Source organism: Sporosarcina sp. P26b (assembly GCF_002743245.1).
In the GTDB taxonomy this organism is placed as follows: Bacteria; Bacillota; Bacilli; order Bacillales_A; family Planococcaceae; genus Sporosarcina; species Sporosarcina ureae_C.
The window spans coordinates 79,758-105,660 of record NZ_PDYW01000001.1 but is presented as its reverse complement, the minus strand read 5'-3'; the positions used below and the strand labels follow the sequence as shown (position 1 = coordinate 105,660).

General features: G+C 39.5%; 27 protein-coding genes and 1 riboswitch. Of the genes, 7 read left to right on the top strand and 20 right to left on the bottom strand.

Translation table 11 applies throughout. The features are described 5' to 3' along the window. Positions 1-74: 74 nt before the first annotated feature. From CSV69_RS00560 to hisZ, 10 genes are all read right to left on the bottom strand, one after another. Positions 75-257 carry a hypothetical protein gene (locus CSV69_RS00560; RefSeq protein WP_085426672.1) on the bottom strand — a complete coding sequence of 61 codons (183 nt, stop codon included), beginning with the start codon at positions 255-257 and terminating at the stop codon, positions 75-77. A 96-nt stretch (positions 258-353) separates the two neighbouring features. Then, positions 354-1,706, bottom strand: a complete 1,353-nt coding sequence (locus CSV69_RS00555) for a cyclic 2,3-diphosphoglycerate synthase (protein ID WP_099624737.1) — start codon at positions 1,704-1,706, stop codon at positions 354-356. 219 nt (positions 1,707-1,925) lie between these two features. Further along, positions 1,926-2,987 (bottom strand): histidinol-phosphate transaminase, encoded by a 1,062-nt coding sequence (gene hisC, locus CSV69_RS00550; RefSeq protein WP_099692495.1) that lies wholly within the window; start codon positions 2,985-2,987, stop codon positions 1,926-1,928. Next, on the bottom strand, positions 2,980-3,630 hold the full coding sequence (gene hisIE, locus CSV69_RS00545) for a bifunctional phosphoribosyl-AMP cyclohydrolase/phosphoribosyl-ATP diphosphatase HisIE (protein WP_099692494.1): 651 nt from the start codon (positions 3,628-3,630) through the stop codon (positions 2,980-2,982). The genes hisC and hisIE overlap by 8 nt, the downstream gene beginning before the upstream one ends. After that, complete coding sequence (hisF, locus tag CSV69_RS00540) at positions 3,623-4,387, bottom strand: imidazole glycerol phosphate synthase subunit HisF (protein ID WP_085426676.1); 765 nt, start codon at positions 4,385-4,387, stop codon at positions 3,623-3,625. Before hisF ends, hisIE begins: the two co-directional genes overlap by 8 nt. Then, positions 4,374-5,099 (bottom strand): 1-(5-phosphoribosyl)-5-[(5-phosphoribosylamino)methylideneamino]imidazole-4-carboxamide isomerase, encoded by a 726-nt coding sequence (hisA, locus tag CSV69_RS00535; RefSeq protein ID WP_099624740.1) that lies wholly within the window; start codon positions 5,097-5,099, stop codon positions 4,374-4,376. The genes hisF and hisA overlap by 14 nt, the downstream gene beginning before the upstream one ends. Before the next feature lie 215 nt (positions 5,100-5,314). After that, positions 5,315-5,899 (bottom strand): imidazoleglycerol-phosphate dehydratase HisB, encoded by a 585-nt coding sequence (gene hisB / locus CSV69_RS00530; protein ID WP_099692493.1) that lies wholly within the window; start codon positions 5,897-5,899, stop codon positions 5,315-5,317. Beyond that, the gene (gene hisD, locus CSV69_RS00525) at positions 5,899-7,179 is read right to left on the bottom strand and encodes a histidinol dehydrogenase (RefSeq protein WP_099692492.1); all 1,281 of its coding nucleotides are present in this window, start codon (positions 7,177-7,179) and stop codon (positions 5,899-5,901) included. Before hisD ends, hisB begins: the two co-directional genes overlap by 1 nt. Then, on the bottom strand, positions 7,176-7,811 hold the full coding sequence (hisG, locus tag CSV69_RS00520; RefSeq protein ID WP_099624743.1) for an ATP phosphoribosyltransferase: 636 nt from the start codon (positions 7,809-7,811) through the stop codon (positions 7,176-7,178). Before hisG ends, hisD begins: the two co-directional genes overlap by 4 nt. Then, positions 7,799-9,070 (bottom strand): ATP phosphoribosyltransferase regulatory subunit, encoded by a 1,272-nt coding sequence (gene hisZ / locus CSV69_RS00515; RefSeq protein ID WP_099692491.1) that lies wholly within the window; start codon positions 9,068-9,070, stop codon positions 7,799-7,801. Before hisZ ends, hisG begins: the two co-directional genes overlap by 13 nt. A gap of 115 nt (positions 9,071-9,185) precedes the next feature. Here hisZ and CSV69_RS00510 point away from each other — a divergent pair, with 115 nt between their 5' ends. After that, on the top strand, positions 9,186-9,980 hold the full coding sequence (locus CSV69_RS00510; RefSeq protein WP_085426682.1) for a histidinol-phosphatase HisJ family protein: 795 nt from the start codon (positions 9,186-9,188) through the stop codon (positions 9,978-9,980). Between the two features lie 62 nt (positions 9,981-10,042). Here the strand turns inward: CSV69_RS00510 and CSV69_RS00505 are convergent, their stop codons facing one another. The 3 genes from CSV69_RS00505 to gdhA all read right to left on the bottom strand — a co-directional run bounded on the left by CSV69_RS00505 (position 10,043) and on the right by gdhA (position 13,454). Continuing rightward, positions 10,043-10,618: a YdcF family protein gene (locus CSV69_RS00505; RefSeq protein ID WP_232319578.1), complete on the bottom strand. Its 576-nt coding sequence runs from the start codon at positions 10,616-10,618 to the stop codon at positions 10,043-10,045. Positions 10,619-10,717: 99 nt separating this feature from the next. Then, positions 10,718-11,929 carry an argininosuccinate synthase gene (locus tag CSV69_RS00500; RefSeq protein ID WP_085426683.1) on the bottom strand — a complete coding sequence of 404 codons (1,212 nt, stop codon included), beginning with the start codon at positions 11,927-11,929 and terminating at the stop codon, positions 10,718-10,720. A gap of 142 nt (positions 11,930-12,071) precedes the next feature. Continuing rightward, a complete protein-coding gene (gene gdhA, locus CSV69_RS00495; RefSeq protein ID WP_085426684.1) occupies positions 12,072-13,454 on the bottom strand; it encodes an NADP-specific glutamate dehydrogenase in 1,383 nt (460 codons plus the stop codon). Between the two features lie 378 nt (positions 13,455-13,832). Here gdhA and CSV69_RS16985 point away from each other — a divergent pair, with 378 nt between their 5' ends. Then, complete coding sequence (locus CSV69_RS16985; RefSeq protein ID WP_199170377.1) at positions 13,833-13,976, top strand: hypothetical protein; 144 nt, start codon at positions 13,833-13,835, stop codon at positions 13,974-13,976. A 237-nt stretch (positions 13,977-14,213) separates the two neighbouring features. Here CSV69_RS16985 and CSV69_RS00490 read toward each other — a convergent pair whose 3' ends face one another. After that, the gene (locus tag CSV69_RS00490; protein ID WP_099624748.1) at positions 14,214-15,497 is read right to left on the bottom strand and encodes a LysM peptidoglycan-binding domain-containing protein; all 1,284 of its coding nucleotides are present in this window, start codon (positions 15,495-15,497) and stop codon (positions 14,214-14,216) included. A 147-nt stretch (positions 15,498-15,644) separates the two neighbouring features. Between CSV69_RS00490 and CSV69_RS00485 the strand changes: the two genes are divergently transcribed. Both CSV69_RS00485 and CSV69_RS00480 read left to right on the top strand, forming a co-directional pair. Beyond that, positions 15,645-16,280: a spore coat protein gene (locus CSV69_RS00485; protein WP_369823281.1), complete on the top strand. Its 636-nt coding sequence runs from the start codon at positions 15,645-15,647 to the stop codon at positions 16,278-16,280. Positions 16,281-16,384: 104 nt separating this feature from the next. Next, positions 16,385-17,044, top strand: a complete 660-nt coding sequence (locus CSV69_RS00480; protein ID WP_099624750.1) for an HAD family hydrolase — start codon at positions 16,385-16,387, stop codon at positions 17,042-17,044. 46 nt (positions 17,045-17,090) lie between these two features. On the opposite strand, the gene CSV69_RS00475 is transcribed toward CSV69_RS00480, so the two are convergent. Together CSV69_RS00475 and metA are read right to left on the bottom strand one after the other, a co-directional pair. Further along, positions 17,091-17,795: a YetF domain-containing protein gene (locus CSV69_RS00475; RefSeq protein ID WP_369823924.1), complete on the bottom strand. Its 705-nt coding sequence runs from the start codon at positions 17,793-17,795 to the stop codon at positions 17,091-17,093. Positions 17,796-17,861: 66 nt separating this feature from the next. Further along, positions 17,862-18,770, bottom strand: coding sequence for a homoserine O-acetyltransferase MetA (metA, locus tag CSV69_RS00470; RefSeq protein ID WP_085426688.1), 909 nt, complete (start codon positions 18,768-18,770; stop codon positions 17,862-17,864). 92 nt (positions 18,771-18,862) lie between these two features. Further along, positions 18,863-18,969, bottom strand: a riboswitch (SAM riboswitch). A 150-nt stretch (positions 18,970-19,119) separates the two neighbouring features. On the opposite strand from metA, the gene CSV69_RS00465 reads away from it, so the two are divergent. Then, entirely contained in the window at positions 19,120-19,392 is a 273-nt protein-coding gene (locus tag CSV69_RS00465) for an AbrB/MazE/SpoVT family DNA-binding domain-containing protein (RefSeq protein ID WP_085426689.1), read from the top strand. Positions 19,393-19,510: 118 nt separating this feature from the next. Here the strand turns inward: CSV69_RS00465 and CSV69_RS00460 are convergent, their stop codons facing one another. Beyond that, the gene (locus CSV69_RS00460) at positions 19,511-19,825 is read right to left on the bottom strand and encodes a thioredoxin family protein (RefSeq protein ID WP_085426690.1); all 315 of its coding nucleotides are present in this window, start codon (positions 19,823-19,825) and stop codon (positions 19,511-19,513) included. A gap of 616 nt (positions 19,826-20,441) precedes the next feature. On the opposite strand from CSV69_RS00460, the gene serA reads away from it, so the two are divergent. Further along, on the top strand, positions 20,442-22,028 hold the full coding sequence (gene serA / locus CSV69_RS00455; protein WP_085426691.1) for a phosphoglycerate dehydrogenase: 1,587 nt from the start codon (positions 20,442-20,444) through the stop codon (positions 22,026-22,028). Positions 22,029-22,070: 42 nt separating this feature from the next. On the opposite strand, the gene CSV69_RS00450 is transcribed toward serA, so the two are convergent. Both CSV69_RS00450 and CSV69_RS00445 read right to left on the bottom strand, forming a co-directional pair. Continuing rightward, a complete protein-coding gene (locus CSV69_RS00450) occupies positions 22,071-22,517 on the bottom strand; it encodes a small multi-drug export protein (protein ID WP_099692490.1) in 447 nt (148 codons plus the stop codon). 67 nt (positions 22,518-22,584) lie between these two features. Next, positions 22,585-23,379, bottom strand: a complete 795-nt coding sequence (locus CSV69_RS00445) for an HAD family hydrolase (RefSeq protein ID WP_099692489.1) — start codon at positions 23,377-23,379, stop codon at positions 22,585-22,587. 176 nt (positions 23,380-23,555) lie between these two features. Between CSV69_RS00445 and thpR the strand changes: the two genes are divergently transcribed. Continuing rightward, positions 23,556-24,104 (top strand): RNA 2',3'-cyclic phosphodiesterase, encoded by a 549-nt coding sequence (gene thpR / locus CSV69_RS00440; protein ID WP_158232578.1) that lies wholly within the window; start codon positions 23,556-23,558, stop codon positions 24,102-24,104. A gap of 33 nt (positions 24,105-24,137) precedes the next feature. Here thpR and CSV69_RS00435 read toward each other — a convergent pair whose 3' ends face one another. Beyond that, the gene (locus CSV69_RS00435; RefSeq protein ID WP_158232577.1) at positions 24,138-25,826 is read right to left on the bottom strand and encodes a methyl-accepting chemotaxis protein; all 1,689 of its coding nucleotides are present in this window, start codon (positions 25,824-25,826) and stop codon (positions 24,138-24,140) included. Positions 25,827-25,903 lie beyond the last annotated feature (77 nt).

The window sequence follows — 25,903 nt, the reverse complement described above, 5'->3', positions numbered from 1 at the left end:
TCTAGCCTCATTTCAAAAATTACAATCTTTTTATTATACTACAAGATTGTGGAGAAAGGAACAACTGATTCGTTTTATAGTTGTTTTTGCTGAACATTTTTGTCAGTTCTAAGTTTTAGGAAAAATGCCAAAAGGTTCAATGCTGCAAGCACGGCGAAAAAAATACCCATTCCTGTATGTCCTGTCGCGATTCGATCATATGCAAAATAACCCATGACAACTCCAATGACTAAGTCAATGATTTTTGAATTAAACAAGATGCTTCCCCCTTACTGTACTACTCGTAGTATAGCAGAAAAATACACCTGCAACCGAATTTTCATCCGTTACAGGTGCTTGATTAGTCATTTTTCTTACACATTTGTTGTGGAAAGATTATGTTTCTTGATGAACTCTGTTAGTACAGTTTCAAGATTTGGAGTACCGATTTCATCTAAGTCATAATAAACACGTGTACATGGCTTATTGATATTGATGACACGTGAAAGATCCATTGGTGTTCCAATAATCACTGCATCTACATCTGCCGCATTGATAGTAGCTTCAAGGTCTTTTAACTGCTCATCACCGTAGCCCATAGCCGGTAAGATGTTTTCGATATGCTGATACTTTTCGAACGTTGTGATTAGGCTTCCTACCGCAAATGGACGCGGATCAACAATTTCAGCTGCTCCAAGACGTTGCGCTGCGATGACTCCAGCACCTAGCTTCATTTCACCGTGAGTTAATGTCGGACCGTCTTCAACAATCAGTACACGCTTGCCTTTGATGATTTCAGGATTGTCTACAGAGATTTTTGATTCTGCTTTAATGATGGTACTATTTGGTGCTGCAAATTTAATGTTATTTTCCACCGTTTGAATCGCTTCTTCCGATGCACTGTCGATTTTATTGATAATTGATACGTCTGTTGTGCGCAAGCAAACTTCACCTGGGTAGTATTTCAACTCATGGCCTGGACGGTGTGGATCAAGAACTGTGATCGCCAAGTCCGGCTCGTAGAATGAAAAGTCGTTGTTTCCACCATCCCAAAGGATTACGTCACAGCCGTCAGGATCATTTTCAGCTGCGTCAAGAATGTCTTGGTAATCTACCCCTGCATAGATGATATTACCACGGTCAACGTGCGGCTCGTATTCTTCCATTTCTTCAATCGTACATTTATGTTTTTTGAAGTCTTCTACTGTTGCATAACGCTGTACACGTTGTTCAGCCAAATCGCCATAAGGCATTGGGTGACGGATCGCTACTACTTTCAAGTCATGCTCAAGCAATGTTTCGATAATTTTACGTGACGTCTGACTCTTCCCTGTTCCTGTTCTAACTGCACAAACAGAAATAACGGGTTTATTACTTTTGATCATCGTTGCTTTTGATCCAAGTAATGTAAAGTTAGCTCCAGCCGAGTTCACAATTGCGCCAATTCCCATCACTTTATCGTAGCTTAGGTCACTATAAGAGAATACACATTCATCTACTTCTAGTTCTTTGATTAATTCAGGTAGCTGATCTTGTGAGTAGATCGGAATTCCTTCTGGATATAATTCGCCAGCCAATTCAGTCGGATATTTACGTCCATCGATATCTGGAATTTGTGTCGCTGTAAATGCCACGACATTGTATTCTTCTTTACCGCGGTAATATGTATTGAAATTGTGGAAGTCTCTTCCTGCTGCACCAATAATAATTATATTTTTTGTTTTCATAAGTTTATCTCTCCAATCAAGCTTCTTTTTATTATTATAAGGCAATATGTATAAAAATACAATAGATAAAGTTTAAAATACATAAATTCGTATACATATACATTCAAAAGTTATGTCACATATTGTCACAATCGTTCATATAACAACGTTTTGAGTATCCTTTTATATATTGACGACAAGAAAAAGCCATTCAGAATCGAATGGCCTTTTTCAGTTTATTCATTTAGTAAGTTGTTTAAGCACTTCAAACAGTGTATTCATCTGGTTGTCAGTACCAATGGAAATACGTATATAATCACGAATACCTTCTTGATCGAAGTGACGAACTAATATTCCACGGTCTTTTAACAGTTGGTATAATACTTTTGCTTCCTTGTGTAAAGGCTTTGCAAAGACGAAATTCGCGTCTGAAGGTAGTACTTCGAAACCTAACTCTTTCAACATATGGACTGCAGATTCACGAGTGCGAATGATTTTATTCGTACTTTCTGTAAAGTATGCATGATCTACAAATGCCGCAGTAGCACCAGCCATTGCCAAACGATCAATCGTGTACGAATTGAACGAATCTTTAATACGCGTTAAACCAGCAATCAATTCAGGTTGTCCTAATGCAAATCCGACACGTAGTCCTGCTAGCGCACGAGATTTAGACGTCGTTTGAATGACTAATAAATTCGCATAACGATCGATCAATTTCATGGCGGATGGACCTGCAAAATCAATATATGCTTCATCAATGATGACAATCTGATCAGGATTATTTTTCAAGATATCCTCGATTACATCTAATTCTGCATAAATACTCGTAGGTGCATTGGGATTCGGTATAATGACCCCGCCTGGTGAATTATAAAATTGCTTTTTAGGAAGTGTGAAATCATTATTCAGCGGCACTTTTTCGAATGAAATATTGAATAGCTTGGAATAGACCGGATAAAAGCTATAGCTGATTTCCGGAAATTTAATAGTTTTTCCTGGTTCGAAAAATGCCATGAAAGAAAATGCCAGCACTTCATCAGATCCATTACCTACGAAGACATTTTCTTTTGTCAGACCATATGTTTCCGCAATCGCGTGACGCAATGGGTCCACTGTAGGTGATGGATAACGCTGTAATGTATTTCCATTCAGTTCCGATTGGATCGCTTCTAAGACTTTCGGACTTGGCGGATAAGGATTTTCATTCGTATTCAATTTAATGATATCTGGCTGATTCAACTGCTCACCCGGAACATAAGGTTCTGTACGGCGTGCAACTGTGCTCAGAAATCTACTCATTTCGCGGCACTTCCTTTTTCGGTCGTCTCTCACGCAACACTTGCTGAACGTCCGTCAGATCCACATCAAGAATATTCATCAAAACGAGTGTATGGTAGACGAGATCCGCAATTTCATTGGAGACTTCTTCTTTGTCTGCATTTTTTGCGCCGATTACGACTTCTGTAGATTCCTCTCCAACTTTTTTCAACACTTTGTCGATACCTTCATTGAATAAATAAGTCGTATACGAACCATCTATCGGATTCGCTTTACGGTCTGCAATTTCATCTATTACTTCATAGACTACTTCACGCAATGATTCTTCTTTTTCCATTACCGTTGTGAAGAAGCAAGTCTTTTCGCCTGTGTGACAAGCAGGGCCTTGTGGTGTTACTTGTAAAAGAATTGTATCTTGATCGCAATCTACAGAAATACGTTTTACTTGTTGTGTGTTCCCCGACGTAGCGCCTTTATTCCATAGTTCTTGTCTTGAACGGCTATAAAACCATGTTTGATTTGTTTCGATTGTTTTTTCAATGGACTCTTTATTCATGTAAGCAAGCATTAGGACTTCCCCTGTGCGATCATCTTGTACAACTGCTGGGATTAGACCTTTGTCGTCGAATTTTAATGCATGGATGTCTAGTGTCATTTTAGTCATTCCTAACTGCGATATTTTCTTCTACTAAGTAATTTTTCAAATCGCGAATATTAATTTCATTAAAGTGGAATACAGATGCTGCAAGTGCTGCGGTTGCTTTTCCTTCTGTCAGTACGTCTTTAAAGTGTTCAGGTTTTCCGGCACCACCACTAGCGATGATCGGGATATTGACTGCATCAGCCATTGCACGATTGAGTTCAAGATTATAACCATCTTTCACACCGTCTTCATCAATGCTGTTAACAACAAGTTCTCCAGCGCCAAGTCCTTCCATCTTTTTGGCCCATTCGATTGCGTCAATTCCGGTCTCTTCCATACCGCCTTTTGCGAATACAGACCACTTTCCTTCGCCAACTTGTCGAACGTCCATAGACAGCATTACACGATCAGAGCCGTATTTATCTGCAACTTCTTTAATCAAACCTGGATTCGTCAAAGCTGCACTATTGATCGAAATTTTATTACCGCCCAGTTCAAATACTTTATCTACATCTTCGAGCGTACGAATGCCGCCACCTACGATGAATGGGATCGGTACTTCCTTGGCAATTTCCTCAATTAAATCGAGGAACATACCACGATTTTTCGTCGATGCCGAAATGTCATAGAAGACGAGTTCATCTGCACCATCTGCAACATACTTTTTTGCTAATGTTAGGGGATCTGCTACTTCCTGAACGTCTAGAAATTTCTTTCCTTTTACAACTTTACGATTATCTACGTCTAAACACGGAATGATCTTTTTAGTTGTTGACATGACTGTCGTCCCCCAATAATTTTTTTAAGGATAGTTTACCTTCGTATAATGCTTTCCCGATAATAGCGCCGTACATGTCTGAAGCAGCAAGTTTTTTGATATCTTCTTCTGTAGATACACCACCTGAAGCGATAATGTCGATGGCAGATGCGTCATCCATGATTTTCAGTTCTTCAAAGTTTGGTCCTTGGAGCATGCCGTCTTTCATGATATCCGTGTAGACCACTGTTTTGACGCCGATTTTCGCAAGGTCTTGTAGTAGATCGACTGCTTTGACGTCACTTGTTTCTGTCCAGCCGTCTGTTGCGACGAAGCCATTACGTGCGTCGATCGATACAGCAATTTTGTCGCCGTGTTTTTCAACAGCTCTTTTAAGAAATTCCGGGTCTTGAATCGCTGCAGTACCGATAATAACACGTGCAACACCATTTGCGATGTGTGAGTCGACGATTTCCATGTTGCGGATTCCGCCGCCTACTTGAACGGGTACGTTGACTGCTTTGGCGATGGCTTCGATCGCTTGTTTATTGGCGGAATTGCCTGTTTTTGCACCGTCTAGATCTACGACGTGGATGTATTCGGCCCCTTGGCTTTGCCATTCTTGCGCCATGTTGGTTGGTGAATCATTGTAGATTATTTCTTGTGCGTAGTCGCCTTGAATGAGGCGGACGCATTTGCCGTCTCTAATGTCGATTGCTGGGAATAAAATCATCAACTAGTCCTCCTAATAAATGAAATAAGCGTTAAGCGCCGTTGATCTGCACTCCGGGTGGACTCTTTCCTGCGGGCATGGCTTGAGCCTCCTCGCTTCGCTTTGGGGTCTCAAGACTCATGCTATTCCCGCGGGAGTCGCCACCCTCCGTTCCGATCAACTAGAATGCTCTAAAAACAAAGAAAGTTTATACTCTAAACCGATAAACACATTAATTACAAAGACCCTTTAGTAGAAGGAACACCTTTTATTTCTGGGTTCATTGCGCTAGCGTCGCGTAGGGCACGGCCGAAGCTTTTGAATACGGATTCGATGATGTGATGTGTGTTTTTTCCGTAGTTCAAGTTAATGTGTAATGTGATTTTAGCGTTGTTTGTGAATGCTAAGAAGAATTCTTCAACTAGTTCTGTGTCGAATTCGCCTACTTTGTCTTTCATTCCTTCTACGTTAAAGACGAGGAATGAGCGACCGCTTATATCGATCGATGCAGTGGATAGAGCTTCGTCCATTGGTGTGGATACAAGGCCGAAGCGTTCTATTCCTTCTTTTGTACCGATGCATTGGTTGAATAATTGTCCGAGTACGATACCTACGTCTTCTACTGAATGGTGTTGGTCTACTTCAATGTCGCCGTCGCATGTCACGGATAGATCGAAGCGCCCGTGTTTTGCGAATGCCGTCAGCATGTGGTCAAAGAATCCGACGCCGGTATTGATATTCGTCTCTCCTGTGCCGTCTAGTGAAAATTCCATTTCAATTGATGTTTCGCCTGTCTTACGTGTGAGTTGTTGTTTTCGCATTAGAATCCTGCCTTTCGTACTTTGATCGAATTGGCGTGTCCTGTTAATTGTTCAGCATTTGCCAATACTATGATGTCATCTGCCACTTCTGCCAAAGCATTCTCAGAATAATAGATAATACTCGACTTTTTCATGAAATCATACACACCTAACGGAGAAGAGAACGCTGCGGTTCCGCTTGTTGGCAATGTGTGATTAGGTCCTGCCATATAATCCCCTAACGCTTCAGGTGAGTGTTGTCCTAGGAAAATGGCGCCTGCATTTCGTATAGCAGCCAAATGTTCCATTGGATTGTCAATCATGAGTTCCAAGTGTTCAGGTGCCAATCGGTTAACGATATCAAATGCTTCTTGCAATGAATCGACAACAATGATGCGTCCGAATTGCTCAATAGACTGTGACGCAATTTCCTTACGATCAAGTTCAGCAAGCTGACGCTCCACTTCTTTTGAAAGCTTGTCCGCAAACGATTGGCAAGTAGTGATGCAAACTGCTGCTGCCCGTTCATCGTGTTCTGCTTGAGATAGTAAATCTGCTGCCGCATAAACTGGATTCGTATTCGTATCGGCCACGACACAAATTTCACTTGGTCCTGCAATCATATCAATGGCTACATCACCGAATACCCATTTTTTCGCACGAGCAACATATGCATTACCAGGTCCAGTAATTTTAACAACCTTTTCAATCGTCTCTGTACCGTACGCTAACGCTGCTATCGCTTGTGCACCACCTACTTTATAGATACGATGAACGCCCGCTTCTTTCGCTGCGACCAATACGTGTGGATTGATTTTGCCATCACGTTGTGGCGGTGTCACCATGGTAATCTGACCTACTCCTGCAATCTTCGCTGGTAGTACATTCATTAAAACGGTCGATGGGTAAGCCGCTTTTCCCCCTGGAACGTAAAGTCCCACGCTGTCGATCGGAGTAACTTTCTGACCGAGCATGATTCCTTCGCTTGGATTTAAGAACCAAGATTGTTCTTTTTGTGCTTCGTGATATGTCGTAATTCGCTTTTTTGCCGAGCGCAGTGCACGATAGAAATCCTCTGTAACGGCTTGTTCCGCTTCATGGATTTCTGCTTCTGTGACCAATAAGCTTTCTAGCTTTACTCCATCAAAACGTTCAGTGAAATCTAGAACGGCTGTATCACCTTCGGAACGAACTTTATCGATAATTTTTAGGACATTACGGTCAAATTCCAAATCAGGTTGACTAGAATCATCGCGTTTTAGCAGTTCCTCAGTGAATTCAGCTCCACGAATAATCTTCATGAACGCACCTCCAAGCCTTCCTTCATATCTTTGATAAATTGTTGTATATCTTCAGTTTTCGTTGCATAACTCGCCTTATTCACAATCAAACGAGCACTGACATCAGCCATCTCCTGCAACACGACTAGACCATTTTCTTTTAATGTTGTACCTGTCTCAACAATATCGACAATGACATCTGACATGCCGATTAAGGGTGCAAGTTCTATTGATCCATTCAACTTGATCATTTCTGTACGGATTCCTTTTTTATCAAAATATTCTTTCGCAACTAATGGATATTTTGAAGCAACCGTCAAGAAAGGTACATTTTCAACTGGCGTATTGGGATATCCCGCTACTGCAAGCTTACAACGTCCGATTCCCAAGTCCAGTAATTCATAGACATCACGGGGGTCTTCCATCATGACGTCTTTACCAACTATCCCTACATCCGCCGCGCCTTTCTCAACGTATACAGGAACATCTACTGCTTTGACAAATATTAGTTTAATCTTTTGTTTATCATCATAAATGACAAGCTTTCGGCTCTCATCAGTGAATTCAGAGAAATGTACATCCGATTTCTCGAGGAACTTCATTGCGCGTTCCGCTGTCCGTCCTTTTGCCATTGCTACTGTTAAATAATCCATTCAGGTACTCCTTTCTTGCTAGCGATAAAATCAAGCAACTGCTTGAAGTCGATGAACTCTTTTGCTTCTTGTTGATCTACTAGTTTATTTTGTTGTTCTGTTAATTGAATAGTATAAAGACTGTCTGTCATATATTCCGCTTCGCCCATAGGCTTTGAAATGACACGATAATCACGTTCTCTCAACTCGTTTGTAATATCAATTGCGTATTTGATACGACTCTCTTCATACAGTACTGTTACATCGATGCTATATCGTTCTTTCTGGCCCTTGTTAGATGAAGCTTTCACTAATGATTCGATTTCACATGCAAAACCAATTGCAGGCAATTTCACGCCAAATTCTTCACTTAATGCATCATAGCGACCACCCATCAGTACCGGCTTTCCAAAGTTCTCTACATAACCCTGGAAAATGATCCCTGAGTAATACCCCATATGATTGATTAGGCCTAGATCAATCACGATATGTTTTTTTAAGCCGTATAGTTCAACGATATTGCATGTTTGTTGAAGATAATCGATTGCTCTCTGTGCAGATTCACTAACCTGTAAGTTTTGTAGTCTTTCAAACACTACTTCGGGCGCGCCGTATAATAAAGGCAATTGCTCGAGTACCTCTTTAATAGATGAATCAATCGATAACCTTTGCAAGAAAGGGCCTATCTCCACAACGTTTTTCGCTTGAATCAACGTTTTGAGTTCAGCTGTTTGTTCTACTGTAATGTCGGAGTCCGCGATCAATTCATTGAAAAACCCTGCATAACCGATCTCGATTTTCACATCTGAGAAGCCAACATCACGTAATGCGTGACAAGCCAGCATAATCGTTTCTGCATCTGAAGCGGGTGAACTTTTGCAATAGAATTCGACTCCGGCTTGTGTCTTACCGATGCGCTCGCTTTCCTGGAAAGTCTGTCTGAAGACTTCTTGGACGTAATAATAACGCATTTCTTCCGGCAAGTTATCATGCAATTGGACGAGTTGCTGAGTCAATGGAATCGTGACATCAGGCCGTAATACAAGTACTTCGCCCGTATAATCAATCACTTTGATCATTTCATTTTGATTGATTGAGGTACGTACATTAGAATACAAATCATATTGTTCAAACGCGGATGTTTTAATGCGTTTATAGCCATAAGTAGTAAATCTTTTTCCTAATGTGTTGATGATCTTTTCATGCTTTTCATGTTCGTTTCCAAGAATTTCAGAATACAAAATATCTTCAACCGCCTTCCAAGTAATGATGCACTTCACTGCTTTACCACGCTAAAGTTAATTATTACTATAATGGGTGTGTAGAGTATTGTCAACTGTTAGTAGCATCATTCATCTGCTACAATATGTACTATAGAAAAGGAGACTTGAGACTATGTTTGATTATCATATGCACAGCGCATTTTCAGCTGATTGTGAAATACCTATGGAAGAAATGGCAAAAGCATCTATTGCCAAAGGGCTTACTGAAATCTGCTTTACTGATCACATCGATTATGAATACCCTGATGAAACGATTCATTTCGATTTTGATAAACTAGAATATGCACAAAAAATTATTCAGTTGAATGAACAATTCGATGGACAGCTAACGATAAAAAAAGGTGTAGAAATAGGATTGCAACCGGATTTACTACACCTCTATGAAGAATTAATGGACGAGCATGAATTTGACTTTGTGATTTGTTCACTGCATACAGTCGAAAATAAGTCCCTACATTATCGTGAGTTATTTGAAGACCGTTCAACAGAGGCAGCCTTTGAGACGTATTATAAGGAATTACTATATTGCGTTCAGCATTATAAGCGCTACAGTGTGCTAGGGCATGTAGATCTGATCAAACGTTATACTGATCAGCCGCCAGCCAATCTATTTCATGACTATTTAGAAAAGATCTTCAATACCATTATACCAGAAGGCAAAGGGATTGAACTGAATACTTCCGGAACTCGTTACGGACTATCGCATAATATGCCGAGTGAAGATATTTTACGTTTATATAAGCAATGCGGCGGCGAAATTATTACTTTAGGTTCTGACGCGCACAAAACAAAAGATATTGCACATGAATTCAAAGAATCCCTAGAGTTATATCAGTCGATCGGCTTTAACTATTTAGCAACCTTCACAGAAGGCAAGCCTGAATTCCATAAAATTTCATCATTATGAGTCAAATAGAAAAGTGACGAAACTTCAACAGGTTTTCGTCACTTTTTTATTTCAAGCAAGATTTACTTCCTGAAAACCCAAGTTTTCAATAATGCTAAACGTTCACGAATCAATACTTTCGCTTTTACGGATTCAGGTGTCTTTGCCGCCACAATATCAGACTTCCATCCAAGCTGTTTTGCCAGAAACCTTGCCCTAGCCAAGTGATAATCACTGCTAATAATAGTGACACCGGACACTTCCGGAATGATCTTCTGGCTGAATTGTAGATTTTCATATGTAGAAGTGGATTGATCCTCAATAACGAGACGATCTTCCGCAATCCCATGCTCTTTTAGATAATGATACATCGCTTCAGCTTCGCTAATCCCCTCATCTTTTCCTTGTCCGCCTGAAAGCACAAGCTTTACATGTGGATATTGAATTGCATAGTCTACAGCACTTTCTAATCGATAGCGTAAGGATAGTGAAGGAATTTCTCCGTTCACTTTGGCACCCAGAATTATTACATAGTCATAGGATCCATCCGCTTTCATTTGCTGCGCTTGTTTTATTCGCTCCCCTGGTAACATCCAAAACATCCCCAGTCCCGAAATGATCAATACCGCCACTATTGTCATACCCCAAAACTTCTTCATTCAGTCGCCCCTCTTCTATATTCATAAGACGGCATTAAATGAAAAGTAGTTCCAAAAAGAGCAACGAAGCTTTGGGCCTCGCTGCTCTTCACATACAACTTAGGGTGTTTTAACGATTTGCTTTTTATTGACCATACTGTGCACTTCTGTAGGTAGTCCCCAAAGTTTAATGAATCCTACTGCCGCCGCTTGATCAAATTCATCATCAGATGTATACGTTGCTAGTTTCTCATCATATAAGGAATTCGGAGACTTACGACCTTCTACTATGGCATGACCTTTAAAGAGCTTCACACGGACTGTACCGTTAACATATTGTTGTGTGTCCTTAATGAACGCTTCAAGCGACTCACGTAAAGGAGAGAACCAAAGACCGTTGTAAATTAATTCACCAAGTTTTTGTGAAATAATAGGTTTAAAATGCGCTAATTCTTTTACAAGTGTTAAATCTTCTAATTCTTTATGCGCTTTTAATAAAGTAATAGCCCCTGGTGCTTCATAGACTTCACGAGACTTGATACCGACCAACCGATTTTCTACGTGATCGATACGACCGACACCATGTTTGCCAGCCACTTCATTCAACTTTGTGATCAGATCACTTAACAAATATTTTTCTCCATCGATCGTAACAGGAACACCTTGCTCAAAGCCGATTTCGATGATATCCGCTGTATCAGGTGCGTTTTCAATGGATACCGTCAAACCAAAAGCATCTTCTGGCGGTGTTGCCCAAGGATCTTCTAGAATTCCGCATTCATTGGCACGCCCCCATAAGTTTTGGTCCACTGAGTACGGATTATCTAAGTCTATGGGAATTGGAATATTATGTTCTTGTGCATAATGAATCTCTTCTTCACGTGACCAGCTCCATGAACGAACTGGCGCTACAACTTCAAGTGAAGGATCTAGTGACTTGATAGCGACTTCAAATCGTACTTGGTCATTTCCTTTTCCTGTACATCCATGAGCTACAGCAGTTGCTTGTTCCTGATGTGCAATTTCCACCAACTTCTTGGAAATAAGCGGACGGGATAAGGCAGAGACCAAAGGATATTTATTTTCATAATATGTTTGAGCTTGCAATGAAAGAAGGACGAAATCCTGTGCGAATTCTTCACGTGCATCAATAACATAGCTGCTAATTGCGCCAACTGTAAGAGCTTTTTCCTTAATGAAGTCGAGATCTTTACCTTCGCCAACATCTAAGCAAACCGCTATTACGCTATATCCTTGATCTGTTAACCATTGAATTGCAACTGATGTGTCTAAACCGCCTGAATAGGCTAAAACGACTTTCTTCTTTTCCATGGGTAAATCCCCCTTCATGCAAGTGCATGTATGTTTATTCAACTTAATGTATTTTTATAATAACATATTTCATTTAAAACACAATAGAAAAACATAAAAAAACAGACACATTATGTAAAAAAATGTGTCTGTTTTATATCATTTATCGAATTCCGTGCGCGACCATTGCATCTGCTACTCGTAGGAAGCCTGCTACGTTAGCGCCCATTACAAGATTGCCCGGTTTACCGTAATCCACTGCTGCCGTACTACAGTCTTTATAGATATTTTGCATAACTTCTTTCAAATGCATATCCACTTGTTCTTCTGACCAAGATAGACGTTGGCTGTTCTGGGACATCTCCATAGCGGAAACAGCTACACCACCCGCATTGGCAGCTTTTGCTGGTGCGAATAATACATTGTGCTCTTGGAAAATAATAATCGCCTCAATTGTACAAGGCATATTCGCGCCTTCACCAACTGCTTTAACGCCATTTGCGATCAGCATATGAGCTGCAATCTCATCGATTTCATTTTGTGTGGCACATGGAAGTGCAATATCACATGGAATAGACCAAATTTCTGAACAGTCTGCATGATACTCTGCATCAAGATGTTCTTTCGTATATTCCCAAATTCGTTTATTGCCGTATTCTTTAAGTTCTTTGACTAAGTCTAGATCAATACCATTCTTGTCGTAAATATAACCATCAGAGTCACTACATGCTACAACTTTCGCTCCAAGTTGCATAGCTTTTTCCATCGCATATGTGGATACGTTACCTGACCCTGACACTACGACTGTCTGGCCTTCTAACGAAAGATTGTTTTCCTTCAGCATTTCATCTACAAAGTATACTGTACCGTAACCCGTTGCTTCTTTACGACCAAGGCTACCACCATGGTCAGGGTTTTTCCCTGTTAGGATACCTGCTTCATATCCACCTTTAATGCGATTATATTGACCAAAAAGATAACCGATTTCACGTTTACCAACACCGATATCCCCTGCTGGTACGTCAATATCTGGTCCAATATGTCTGCTGAGCTCTGTCATGAAGCTTTGTGTGAAACGCATGACTTCACGATCAGACTTACCTTTAGGATCAAAATCAGATCCACCTTTACCCGCACCAATCGGCTGCCCTGTTAAAGCATTTTTGAAGATTTGCTCGAACGCAAGGAATTTCATAATACTATTATTAACAGATGGGTGGAAACGGAGTCCACCTTTGTAAGGGCCAAGATCACTATTAAACTGAACGCGGTAACCTCTATTTACCTGTACCCTGCCTTTGTCATCTTCCCAAGCGACCCGGAATGAAATAATTCGCTCCGGCTCTGTAATGCGCTCTAGAATTCCATTTTCCATAAACTCGGGATGCTTAGCAAAGACCGGACGAAGGGAATCAAAGATTTCTCTTGTCGCTTGTAGGAATTCCTTTTCATCTGGATTCCTCTTTTTCACCAACTCATATACATTATGAACGTAATCATTTGCTCGTTTACGATTGTTGTATTCTACTTCATCGACCTTTGTCATTTGCGACCATCCCTTTCCTTAGTTGTTAATTAAAAATTGTCGACTGACCAGTCGCTCACTTATTCACTAGTTATAAATCAAAATAGTGGTCTAAAAAAGATCCAACTCTACTGAATAAATTGAATTTTAATTGTTCAAAATATTTCTTTGTATTCCAATATTATCACTGAAAAGATAGCAAGTTACAAGATTTTTTTGGAAAATCTCTGTTTTCTCTTAACTTTTGTGTCAATTTTATGTATTATATCAAACTTTATTATTTACATTTGACTGAATACGGAGTATTATTAATCTATTCAAACGAACTATGTGAGATCATAAATGAAAGCGCATACACATACTAGTGAGAACAATACGAAAAGAAAGAGGCGAAGCGCCATGACAAAGAAAACAAGTACATTTCGATCATTCCTAGGAGCTAACTTACTCCTCATCATGACTTTTGCTTTCCTACCTGCTTTACTCGTAAATCCGGATATGGATATGTTCCAAAGCGCTATGAAACTGTTAAATAACGAATAAGCTCCCATATGACAGAGCCTTTCCTATACTAGGTAGGAAGGCTTTTATTTATTGAAATTGAAATTCAAGTTCAGTTACTACATTAAAATTTCAACATCCACTCTATAAATCAAAATAACGAAACTAGTTATTCGTAAGTAGAAGGCGGCTCAAGGAAGATAAGCTCGGCAGGTGAAACAACTAATAGGAACGAAGTGACTAGTTATTTTCCCGCGAGCCCTTCCGAACGCTATAACTTTATCGCTTTCTAATAGTAAATCGATCTTCTAACAACAGCCAATTTTGCGGGAATGCAAGGCCAAGTTTCCAGTACATAATGCCCCGTAACTTAAACTTTTTAAGCAAATCAAACTTCGCATTGATGCTTCGTGCATCTTCAAACCACACTTCATGTTCGATTCCTTGTTCATCGTAATACGTATAATGTGGCGCCTGAGCCAGTGCGTCGTATTCAATTGCAACATTCTGTTCGATCGCTAGATTAGTCGCCATTCTCGGACTCAGTGCCGTTGCTGCTTTGCTATCTGGTTGACCAAACGGAGCCATCCAGTCATAGCCATACAGATTTTGGCCTAGAAATACTTTTTCTTTCGGAATTTGACTAACGGCATATTCTACTACTTTCGTGACAGGACCAATTGGGCTAACAGCTTGCGGTGCACTATAAGTATATCCCCACTCATACGTCATTAACACTACGAAATCTACAATCTCACCATGAACTTTATAATCATGAGCACCATAAATTCCAGTTGTTACTTCACCAGCCTTTGGTGCAAGTGCAGTGGAAATCGTTAGACCGGCATCATGAATTTGCTTGGTAGCATTGCGTAATAATTCATTATATAATTCTCGATCTTCAGGGAATAATAACTCAAAGTCGAAATGAATATCTTTATAACCAACTTCATTCGCTATTGAAATGGCACTTTGAATCATTCGATTTTGGGCTTCTTTATCGGTGAAAATTACATGCCCTAGCTCTGCACTGAATGTATAGTTTTCTAAGTTGGTCAGCACCAGCATATTTAGAACGCCTGCATTTTTGGCGGTCGTTGGAATATCTGCTATAGCAGGCATTTTGAGGGAACCATCGCGTTGCACTTCATAACTGAACATAGCAAGATACGTCAAACCATCCACACGTTCACGAACTTCGGCTAACATAGCCTGACTGACTGGATTACGCGTTTCTACATATAACAAAGAATCAATCGGTGTTTTCACTTCTTGTGGTATGTAGAGACGCTGTCCAACCATTAGTCTTGCGGCAGGATTAATTGCATTAATTCTTGCCAAGCGAGCGACCGAAAGACCATATCTCTGTGCAATTGTATATAAACTATCTCCAGGTCGTACCCAATAATACGATCCTATAATTGGTATAACAAGCGCTTGTCCCACTGCCAGTCGCGTATCACTTTCCAATTCATTTGCACTTGCTATTTGTTCGTACGGAACACCATATATTTTACCGATTTCATATAAACTCTCACCTTGCGAAACCACATGAATCTGCATGCATTCCCACTACCCTTCTTGAGTTCTATCCTTATGTTATGTTCGCGCGTTACGAACTATGCATAAAGCTTTACAGCATTTTCCTATACATAAGTTTTCGAACACATCACATACTATTCTTGATGTATTAGATGAATGAAGGAGGAAATATATTTGACAAATCAATTCGAAACATCTCAACACATGCAAGGCGGAGCAGTCCCCCCATCAATGAATCACGGCGGACACGAGTTATTTGATGTCAAAGAGGTGTTAAGCGCGACTCTCGGAGCATTGAACCAAGCGATGATTTTACGTCCACATGTCCAAGATCCAGAACTTCTCGATATTCTTGATCGACAATACCGATTCACGCTGGATGAATACAATATCCTTGTGGAAAGTTTTAAGACTGGCAAAGACCCTTCACATCCTACACAAAGCTATCAAATGAAAGCAGGCAGCGATTTCATTTACGGTATGAAAGAAAAAGCACCATCTAAACCGATTCAATCTACAGGTGAAATCACTGATGAAATCATCTCTGGTTTTTTGCTAGGCGCTACAAAAGAAGGCGCTACAGGCAAAACAGCTGCTTCATTAGAAGTATGCAATCCAGTGGTCCGCCGTGTACTTGCAGATTCTGTGCCCAATTGTATAGAAATGGCATACGAATTATCCATTTATCAAAATAAACACCAATATTACCAAGTACCACAATTAAATGATCAGGATATGAATATGTTGCTTAATTCTTTTGCGCCTACACAAGGTCAACCTGCATTACCTAAAAACGTTCAATAAGTCATGGATACAAGCAGATGGTGTTCTTGCCCATCTGCTTTTTTGCTTTTATGCTCGTTATATTTGTATACTATATAGAAGAATACAAATGAAGGAGTGTCTACATGAAAGTTGCGATCTTTGATTTTGACGGTACATTGTACACAAAAGAAACCTTTAAACTACTTATGGAGCAATTAAAGAAGCATCCTAAATACAAGCAGTATTACGGAAAATTCTATCGCTCAATATTACCGTTATATATTCGCTATAAACTCAAAATCCTACCTGAATCCGTAATGAAAGAACGTTCCATGCGTCTTTATCTCCAAGCTTTGGATTCATTGTCGATGACAGAACTACACGAGTATTTTAATGGCATGCATAACGTAATGTTGCCTGACTTCAATGAACAAGTCGTTAAACGGCTCGTCGAACATAAAAAAGATGGATACCACGTCTTGCTCGTCTCTGGTGCTTATACGCCTTTTTTGAAAGCTGTTACAAGTCATCTGACATTCGATCAGATTATTGGCACAGACATCCCTTCAAATGGAGATCAACTAGCGATGGATCGGCCTTTTCTACATATTCAAGGCACACGAAAAAACGAACAAATCGAACATGTTCTACAAGGGGTAACTGTGAATTGGGATAATAGCTTTGCTTATGGTGACAGCATTTCAGATCTTCCAGTCTTAGAACAAGTCGGACATCCTGTAGCAGTTCGTCCAGATGAAAAACTTACGGCCATAGCCAAACAAAGAAACTGGGAAATATTATAAAATAAAACAAACGCGAAGAGCCCTGATTATTTCAGGACTTTTCACGTTAAGTTGATTTTAATGTATTAATATATAAACTGCCATCTGTCTGAATTTCCGCATAGAGCACATGCTCAGGCTTGGAAATCCCCTGTTTTTTTAATTGTTCGGTTAGCCAAGTATCGGTCAATTGAAGTTCTCGCATATTTTTCTCTTCTACTTTCCCGTTAGTAATAATCTCAGTCGGAATATACTTTGGCGGTGGTGATGGGGCCTTGACATCTTTTTTTGTCGCATACTTCTCACCGGTATTCAGCATGACGCTCAAGTTACCATTCGTTTCAAATATCGCGTAATTGACATCCTTTACCGAAAATACCGACTGCTCGCGTAGCATCATATTTAGATCATTGAAACTTAACCGTAATTTACGCATGGAACCTTCTAGAATTTTTCCATTCTGTATGACAATCATCGGTTTATCATCGAGTAATACGCGAAGCTTGATGGATTTGAATGATAAAAAGTTAGCAAGAATTGTTAATACTGCCCATAAAACCATTCCATATAAACCATTTAAGAATGGCGTTTCAGACTCTCCTGCCAAATTGGCTGCAATCGAACCGATTGTTATGCCTGTCACATAATGAAAGAACGTCAATTGAGACACTTGTTTCTTCCCCATGAAACGCGCTAAAATCAACAGCACAATAAATGAAATCACCGTTCGTAAAGTCATTTCCCAAAAAGCTAATTCCCAAAATTCATCTATGTTCACTGCATACACCTCCAGTAGTCGGAGTATGTGCAAACTATAGGAATTTATACAACAATTCTTTTAACTCCAGTTGTAAGGAGTTTTTTGGTAGACATAGTAATTGAGCCAATTGGAGAATAATAAATGGGTATGAGAGCGCCAAGTATTTAAAGGCTCATTTGTCGGGTCATCATTCGGATAATAGTTTTCTGGAACATCAATATCTGCTCCTTTTTCTATATCACGCGTGTATTCATCCCCTAATGTGTGTGCATCGTACTCTAAATGTCCCGTGACCATAATATGCTTTGCATCATTCGAGATTACAATGAATGCACCTGCCTCTTCAGAAGCAGAAAGTAATGTCAATTCGGGATGATTCTTTATTTCTTCTAATGGCACCCCCGTATGACGTGAGTGTGGTGCTACAAATACATCATTGAATCCGCGTGCCAAGTTCACTGTCGGATCGGTAATGTCATGTGAAAATACTCCAAAACATTTCTTCGTCAACTCAAACTTGTCAATTCCGTAATGATGATAAAGTGCCGCTTGTGCACCCCAACAAATATGAAGTACAGACGTTACATTCGTTTTTGTCCACTCCATGATTTCCTCTAACTCTTTCCAATACACTACATCTTCGAATTGTAGAAGTTCGATTGGGGCACCTGTAATGATCATGCCGTCAAAACGACGGTTTTTGACATGTTCAAACGTAGTATAGAAGGTTTCTAGATGATTCTGACTGACGTTTTTTGAAACGTAGGTAGCCGTATTAAGAAATGTAACATTTACTTGTAATGGTGTATTTCCAAGCAATCTAAGCAATTGTAATTCTGTCTTCTCTTTTTCAGGCATCAAGTTTAAAATCAATATGTTAATCGGACGGATATCCTGTGCGGTCGCACGTTCTTCATCCATAATAAAGATTTTCTCTTCTTTCAGTAATTCCCCTGCTGGTAGATGTTTTGGTATGTTAATCGGCATGCTATTTCCCCCTTGAAGATCTATTATTACTATTTCTATACAAAAAGCCCTCATTTCTCTTGGATAAGAAAATGAGGGTTGACCGTTCACCGTTCTTATCTCTCAAGACAACAATCTTGTTGGAGGTAGCACCTTCCTGTTTGCACAGAGGTTGCTGAAGCTTCATCAGGCCAATTCCCTCAGCTTCTCTTGATAAGAAATATTTAATTACTGACTATTATAGCATTAATAATTTAATTGTATAGCAGAATTATCAAATTGTTCTGCGCGTTCAAGTTTTGTAAATTGTAGATAGCATATTTTTGTGTATAATAGAAATTACCAACTACATTTCTTCGAGGAGGAGCTTATGAAGTCTTTAGGTATTGTTCGTAAAGTAGATCATCTCGGTAGGATTGTGATTCCAAAAGAACTTCGAAATTCTTTGTCGATTGATAAGGGTGATCCTATCGAAATTTTCGCAGAGGATGATAGGATTATTTTGAGAAAATATCAAGTCAACAGAGCATGTTTCATCACGGGTGAAGTGATGGAAGAAAATAAACAATTGTCAAACGGTCTATTCATTAGTCCACAGGGCGCAAAAATCCTTATGGAGCAATTGAAAGATTTCACAAAATAAAGCACATAACAACTAATGGAGCATGTGGCTCAATAGAAAAGGACTGAAAACAACTTTTATAGTTGTCTTCAGTCCTTTGTTTAGTTATATCCATAATCTCAACTGTGAAAACAGTAAATTATGCCAGGCTATTAATAAACTCTTCGATCTCTTCTTTAGTTTTACGGTTTTTACTAACGAACCGGCCTGTTTCTGTACCTTCGCTAAACGCTATGAAGCTCGGAATACCGAATATATCTAACTGACTGCATAGATCAATGAAATCGTCACGATCAACAGAAACAAATTCATATTCCTCAAATTCCGTTTCCAATGTCGGTAAGAATGGTTCAATCACTCTACAATCCGGACACCAATCTGCAGTGAATAAGAAAATGACTCGTTCTTGTTGTTTAAGTTGCTCAAACTGCTCTAGAGATTCTAAATTCTTCAATTCCAAACACTCCTTTTTACGAATAGTATAAGATCACTATAGCACGCTTACTAGTACATCTTCTCTCCAGACGACTTATGCCATTTCCATTTACTAAATCGAAATTATGATATATCTTTATGATTAACGCCCAAAACACGAACGTTCACAAATAATTCATTATTTACGTTCGTATTTGGTAGTTTTCTGTTTTTTGCAGGAAAGCAATTGACAATAGTTTTTGACGTGTTATGATAAATCTAAATTAATAGTTGATTAACAATTTCGACGAAGAGATACCTTCCTTTAACGAATTTCCCAGAGAGCTGATGCAGTGGTGAAAATCAGCATATTCCAAGGTTGGAGGCACTTCCGAATTGATTGGCTGAAATTCTTTAGTAGGCTGATCCGTCACATGTACGTTACACATGCTGAATGAAGGCTGCTTTTGCAGCAAAACAAGGGTGGTACCGCGTTAGTTTATCGAGCTTTTCGCCCCTTACTTATACGTAAGGGATGGAAGGCTTTTTTATTTTAGCTAAAAGGAGGTAACCCGCAACATACATATACGGTCAATCACACATAGTTTTCACACTAAAAAATCCACTACAAACAATTGAAGGAGAGAATGAATACCATGGCTTTTAAAATACTTATTAGTGACCCACTTAGCGAGGATGGAATTTTCCCACTGCGACAAGCAGAAGGTTTTGAAGTTGTAATGGAGACAAATTTAACACCTGATCAGTTGAAAGAGCGAATCAAAGGCTTTGACGCACTATTGGTTCGTAGTCAGACAACAGTTACTAAAGAATTGTTGGAATCAGCAGATCAACTAAAAATCATCGGTCGCGCAGGTGTAGGTGTCGATAATATCGATTTGGACGCAGCAACTGAAAAAGGTATTATTGTTGTCAACGCTCCAGACGGTAACACGAACTCCGCTGCAGAGCACACAATTGCAATGATGATGTCTATGGCACGTAAAATCCCTCAAGCTTTCAACTCATTAAAAAACAATAAATGGGATAGAAAATCATTCCTAGGTGTGGAATTGAAAAATAAAACTTTAGGGATCATCGGACTTGGCCGTATCGGTGCTGAAGTAGCAAGACGTGCAAGAGGACAGCGTATGAATGTAGTAGCATATGATCCTTTCCTAACTGAAGATATTGCGAAGAAATTAGGTATTGAAATCGGAACAGTAGATGAAGTACTCGAAGTTGCAGACTTCATTACAGTTCATACCCCACTACTTAAAGAGACGCGCAGAATGATCAACAAGGATGCTTTTGCGAAAATGAAAGACGGCGTACAAATCATCAACTGTGCACGCGGTGGAATCATTGACGAAGATGCTCTATATGACGCTATTGTCGCTGGCAAAGTAGCGGGCGCTGCATTGGACGTATTCGAGGAAGAGCCGTTCGTAGGTCACAAATTATTAACTTTAGATGAAGTGATCGCAACTCCTCACTTGGGAGCAAGTACATTCGAAGCACAGGAATCAGTCGCAGTTGACGTAAGCCGCGATGTAGTGAATTTCCTAACAATAGGATCTGTTCGTAACCCAGTGAACTTGCCATCTGTTTCCCGTGATGTGTTGGCGAAAATCGAACCATTCTTCGATCTTACGGAGAAATTGGGTATGTTCTTATCACAAATCCAAAACTCGGTTATCCATGAAATCAACATTCAGTATGCTGGAGAATTGGCAAACTACGATGTACGGGCATTAACTCGTAATACGGTTAAAGGTATTTTGAAGCGTAATCTTGGCGAAACAGTCAATGACGTAAACGCGAAGCTATTAGCTGATCGTTACGGCATTAAAGTAAATGAACAAAAAACAACTACAGGTAAAGGTTTCTCGAACCTAATTACAGTAGAAATCGTTACAGAAAAAGGTGTCCGCAAAGTAGCAGGTACACTTCTGAACGGTCTAGGAGCACGTATTGTAAAAGTCGATGATTATGTAGTGGATGCGATTCCTAGCGGTCACTTATTATTCATCCGCCACATGGATCAGCCAGGAGCAATTGGTCGTGTAGGTACACTTCTAGCAAATGAAAACATCAACATAGCAGCGATGCAGGTTGGACGTTCTACTGAAGGTGGATATGCAATTATGATGTTAGCTGTTGACCACCACGTTGAAGCCGATTCGATCAAGCGTATTAAAGAAGTTCAAAATATCAATGATGCTAAAGCAATTGATCTATAAGAGTAAAGAAATCCAGCTGATCATTTTATCAGCTGGATTTCTTTATGTATGAAGAACAAAAAAGTCGAATCCCATAGCGGTCAGAATACCAAACACTAAACACCAAAGTGCAATACTGACTGCAGACCAAATCGCCGTATTCAATTTCTTCGCACCGAATACCAGACCAATAAAGGCTGCGATATGTGTCCCAATTAATATAGGCCCTGCAAGTGCTAAAACAGGTAATCCATATGTATTCATAATTTGTTTTGCGCGTTGTTGGCGTTTCGATTCACCTTTGCCCTTCTTTTGCTTTCTGCGGTCCATCCATTCTTTAATAGGTTGGAATCCAATGATCAAAAGAAGAATAGTTGCCATATTACCAGCAAATGAAAGTATCATTACCCACATAGGCGATAACCCTCTAATAATACCTAAAGGAATGACAATCATGATTTCAATCCACGGTACAGCCGCTCCTAAAAACACTAAAAGATATTCTAGCATGATGCACCTCCTTGCTATTTAAACCAGTAGCTATGAGTAGAAAAGAATCAAAACCGATGAGATGATCTCATCGGTTTTTAAGTGTTGTAAGTATAGGAAATAGCCCATGTAAATTGTCTATCTCATAAGTAGGTTTCACTTCATCATTCGGCGGCTTGTTTTCACGATTGATCCACACATTATTCATATTAACACGGCTTGAACCTAAAATGTCCGTCATCAGATTATCACCAATCATCAATGCTTCATCCGCTTGAATACCGCATAAATCAAGAACATATTTAAATATAGAAGCATCAGGCTTTCCTTTTCCGAATGCGCCAGAAACAATTATATGATCAAAGTAACCAGGTATCTCGGGCGATATCGTTAATTTAATTTGCTGTAGACTTGGTGATCCATTTGTCAGTAGGACCAGCTGATAATCCTCCTTTAACTTATCTAACACTTCGAACGTTTCTTCATATATATAAGGGCTATTTTTACGCTCTTTAGGAAACACTTCTGCTAGTTCTCTTCCGAATGCTTCATCATCAACCCCTAATTTCTTTAATCCTCTGATCCAAGCTTCTTTTTGATAGCCTGGAACAATCTCTTTCATTTTTTGAAATTCTTCCCCTTCATCGTCAAAGACACCCCAAAGTCCTTCAAAAGGATTAATTCCGATGTTTTGAGTATGTGGAAATGTTTCATATGTAGCATACAAATCTCTTGCTTCCTGACGTACCGCATGCTCAAGTTCAACTGGATTGACTCCTGTTTTCTTTGTCGCATACTCACATGTTTTTTGAAATGCCATTGAAATACTCTTGGCATCCCAAATCAGTGTATCATCTAGATCAAAAATCAGTGTTTTAATCATTTTGACATCCCCTTTCCCATTGCAATGATTGTGTTATATCCCATTCTTATTATACACATTACTCAAGTAATTTGTTAGTACGTTACAGAGGACGATGGACTATACGAAGAATATCATCAAAATATGCATATTTTTCTGAGAGTAAGGGAACCTACTATATAGGAGGTGAGCTGGAATTGGCACAACATTATTTTATAGGCATCTCTACTGCTCATCCAGTCGAAGAAATAGCCCAGCAATTTCGTGCTGAATATCAATTGATAGAGAAATACAAAGTGATTCCACACGCAAAAGATCTGCATCTAACTATGCGCTATATCGGTGAGCTCGATGAAACCAAACTCCCATGGCTGAAATCTTGTCTACAGAAAATCGCTCAATCGAATAAAGGATTCACAGTGTACGTAAAAGGCATGTCTTTCTTCGGTTCTGCAAGTGGACCACGTGTCGTTTTTCTTGCAGTTCAGCCTTTGAGTATATTAAGCGAATTACAAAGACAAATCGCCAGACGGGTTGAAAATATTCTGGAGTTGGAAAAAGATATACGCTTTGTTCCGCATATCACAATAGCTAAAAAAAGAAAAACGACGGATAAGCTGCAATTAGAAAAAAAGATGATTGAACCTGTGCCTATTACAATAGAAGGTTTTTCTTTATTCAAGATTCATCCGAATGAAAGTCCCTCATATGAAACAATTGCTTATTTTCCATTTAAAAAGAGTTGATTGCATAATTTGCAATCAACTCTTTTCTGTTTATTAAACTTTAAACCGTGACATATCATGTTGAAGTTGTTCTGCAAGTTGAGCCAACGATTGTGAGCTCGAAGTGATTTCCTCATTAGCAGCCAACTGTTCTTCTGTTGCAGCACTAGTAGACTGAGCTTCTGCAGCTGCTTGAACAGCCAATTCTTCCACTTGTTTGGCTCCTTCTGTCACTTCATCGGTCATCGCACGAATTTCTTCAATTGCTGCAGATACCGTTGATACCTTTTCACTGACGTCTGAAGTAGCATGCTCGATATCCATGAAGATAGAATTTGTTTTTTCTGTGGATATTAGGCCTTCGGCAACACGCTTTCTGCCTTCCTCCGTGCTCGTTACTACCGTTTCTACATCGTGAATGATTGTATCAATCATTCGGCCAATTTCTTGAGTAGATTGCTTGGACTGCTCCGCCAAATTCCGTACTTCCTCGGCTACCACAGCAAAACCTTTACCATGTTCTCCAGCACGCGCAGCTTCAATCGCCGCGTTCAGTGCAAGTAAATTAGTTTGTTCAGCAATCGCTGCGATCATCGAAGTGACACCTCGAATACTTTCGGTGTGCTTAGACATTTTATTAATAGTCGTCATAGAGTCCCCAATGTTTTGACTAATATTCGTCATCTGATTGGTTGTTTCCCCCATAAGTGCAGAACCTTCCTTAACCAATCGCGCCACATCTTCAGAAGAATTCAGCATTTCTTCGTTATCTTGTGTAATGACATCAATTGCAGTTACCATTTCACCCATTGAAACGGTAGATTGATTGACAATGTTTGCCTGCGTCTCACTTGTTTGCAAATTCTTTTCTGAAATTTCCGCTACCATTTCAGACGCTGCCAAACTTTCTTCAGCACTAGCGGATAATTCTTCTGACTGTGCTGCTAATTGCAAAGCTGAACTTTTCGCACGATCGATGATCCCACGTAAATCAGTAACCATTACATTCAGCGCAATAGACATATCACCGATTTCATCATTGTTTTTTATCTTCACTTCATCTATCGCAAAGTTTCCAGCCGATACTTCAGTAAGCGCTAATGTCATTCGCCCAACAGGAACGCTAATCAAACGACTGATCACAATCGTGATGACTATACTACCAATGATACCGAATATAATTAAGAATCCCGACAATAAAGATGCACTTTTTGTATAGCTTGCTACATCTTTTTCTAAGTCTAGTTGCATTTGTCTTTGATATTCAGTTATTAGATTGATATTATCCGAAATCGTCTCTTGATAACCAGCCCCGTTTGTTCCTACTGCAAGTGCTTGTTCATCATTCCCCGCACGTTTCTCTTCTATAATAGATAGAAGGACTTTATCGTATTCAGTACTCGCTTCTTTAATAGATGATAAAGCTTCCTGCATAGAGTTGTTTGTTATAATTCTCCCCAGTTCAGTTAAGCGTTCTTCTATACGTAATTGAGTTTCTTCCAATTCTTTTATGTAAGATTCAGAACCGTATAACATGTATCCTCTTATATTCTTAGCTAAATTATTTTGATCACTTTGCTGCTGCTCTAATAAAATCACTTTATGCATCCGATCATTAATTAAAAACGAATACTTTTCATTAACGCTTTTTAGCGACAAGAATCCGATAACTCCTATAATAATCATGATGATAACCACACTCATAAAACCAAACCACAGCTTTTTCCCCACTGTAAACTTCATGTTTTCCATTCTCCTCTATTAAATTGTCAGTACAAATCCAAACTTTATATCCAGTTATAATTATAACTCAATATAGT

Coding starts and splice junctions, on each gene's coding strand:
- hisD (WP_099692492.1), bottom strand. CDS start 7,179: ATGAAGATTATTCGTGGAGCTGAATTCACTGAGGAACTGCTAAAACGC.
- hisF (WP_085426676.1), bottom strand. CDS start 4,387: ATGTCAACAACTAAAAAGATCATTCCGTGTTTAGACGTAGATAATCGT.
- hisIE (WP_099692494.1), bottom strand. CDS start 3,630: ATGACTAAAATGACACTAGACATCCATGCATTAAAATTCGACGACAAA.
- CSV69_RS00500 (WP_085426683.1), bottom strand. CDS start 11,929: ATGGAAAAGAAGAAAGTCGTTTTAGCCTATTCAGGCGGTTTAGACACA.
- serA (WP_085426691.1), top strand. CDS start 20,442: ATGGCTTTTAAAATACTTATTAGTGACCCACTTAGCGAGGATGGAATT.
- CSV69_RS00505 (WP_232319578.1), bottom strand. CDS start 10,618: ATGAAGAAGTTTTGGGGTATGACAATAGTGGCGGTATTGATCATTTCG.
- hisB (WP_099692493.1), bottom strand. CDS start 5,899: ATGCGAAAACAACAACTCACACGTAAGACAGGCGAAACATCAATTGAA.
- gdhA (WP_085426684.1), bottom strand. CDS start 13,454: ATGACAAAGGTCGATGAAGTAGAATACAACAATCGTAAACGAGCAAAT.
- CSV69_RS00555 (WP_099624737.1), bottom strand. CDS start 1,706: ATGAAAACAAAAAATATAATTATTATTGGTGCAGCAGGAAGAGACTTC.
- CSV69_RS00445 (WP_099692489.1), bottom strand. CDS start 23,379: ATGATTAAAACACTGATTTTTGATCTAGATGATACACTGATTTGGGAT.
- CSV69_RS16985 (WP_199170377.1), top strand. CDS start 13,833: ATGACAAAGAAAACAAGTACATTTCGATCATTCCTAGGAGCTAACTTA.
- hisG (WP_099624743.1), bottom strand. CDS start 7,811: ATGGATTATTTAACAGTAGCAATGGCAAAAGGACGGACAGCGGAACGC.
- CSV69_RS00465 (WP_085426689.1), top strand. CDS start 19,120: ATGAAGTCTTTAGGTATTGTTCGTAAAGTAGATCATCTCGGTAGGATT.
- CSV69_RS00510 (WP_085426682.1), top strand. CDS start 9,186: ATGTTTGATTATCATATGCACAGCGCATTTTCAGCTGATTGTGAAATA.
- CSV69_RS00480 (WP_099624750.1), top strand. CDS start 16,385: ATGAAAGTTGCGATCTTTGATTTTGACGGTACATTGTACACAAAAGAA.
- CSV69_RS00490 (WP_099624748.1), bottom strand. CDS start 15,497: ATGCAGATTCATGTGGTTTCGCAAGGTGAGAGTTTATATGAAATCGGT.
- hisC (WP_099692495.1), bottom strand. CDS start 2,987: ATGAGTAGATTTCTGAGCACAGTTGCACGCCGTACAGAACCTTATGTT.
- CSV69_RS00450 (WP_099692490.1), bottom strand. CDS start 22,517: ATGCTAGAATATCTTTTAGTGTTTTTAGGAGCGGCTGTACCGTGGATT.
- hisA (WP_099624740.1), bottom strand. CDS start 5,099: ATGATTTTATTCCCAGCAATCGACATTAGAGACGGCAAATGCGTCCGC.
- metA (WP_085426688.1), bottom strand. CDS start 18,770: ATGCCGATTAACATACCAAAACATCTACCAGCAGGGGAATTACTGAAA.
- CSV69_RS00435 (WP_158232577.1), bottom strand. CDS start 25,826: ATGAAGTTTACAGTGGGGAAAAAGCTGTGGTTTGGTTTTATGAGTGTG.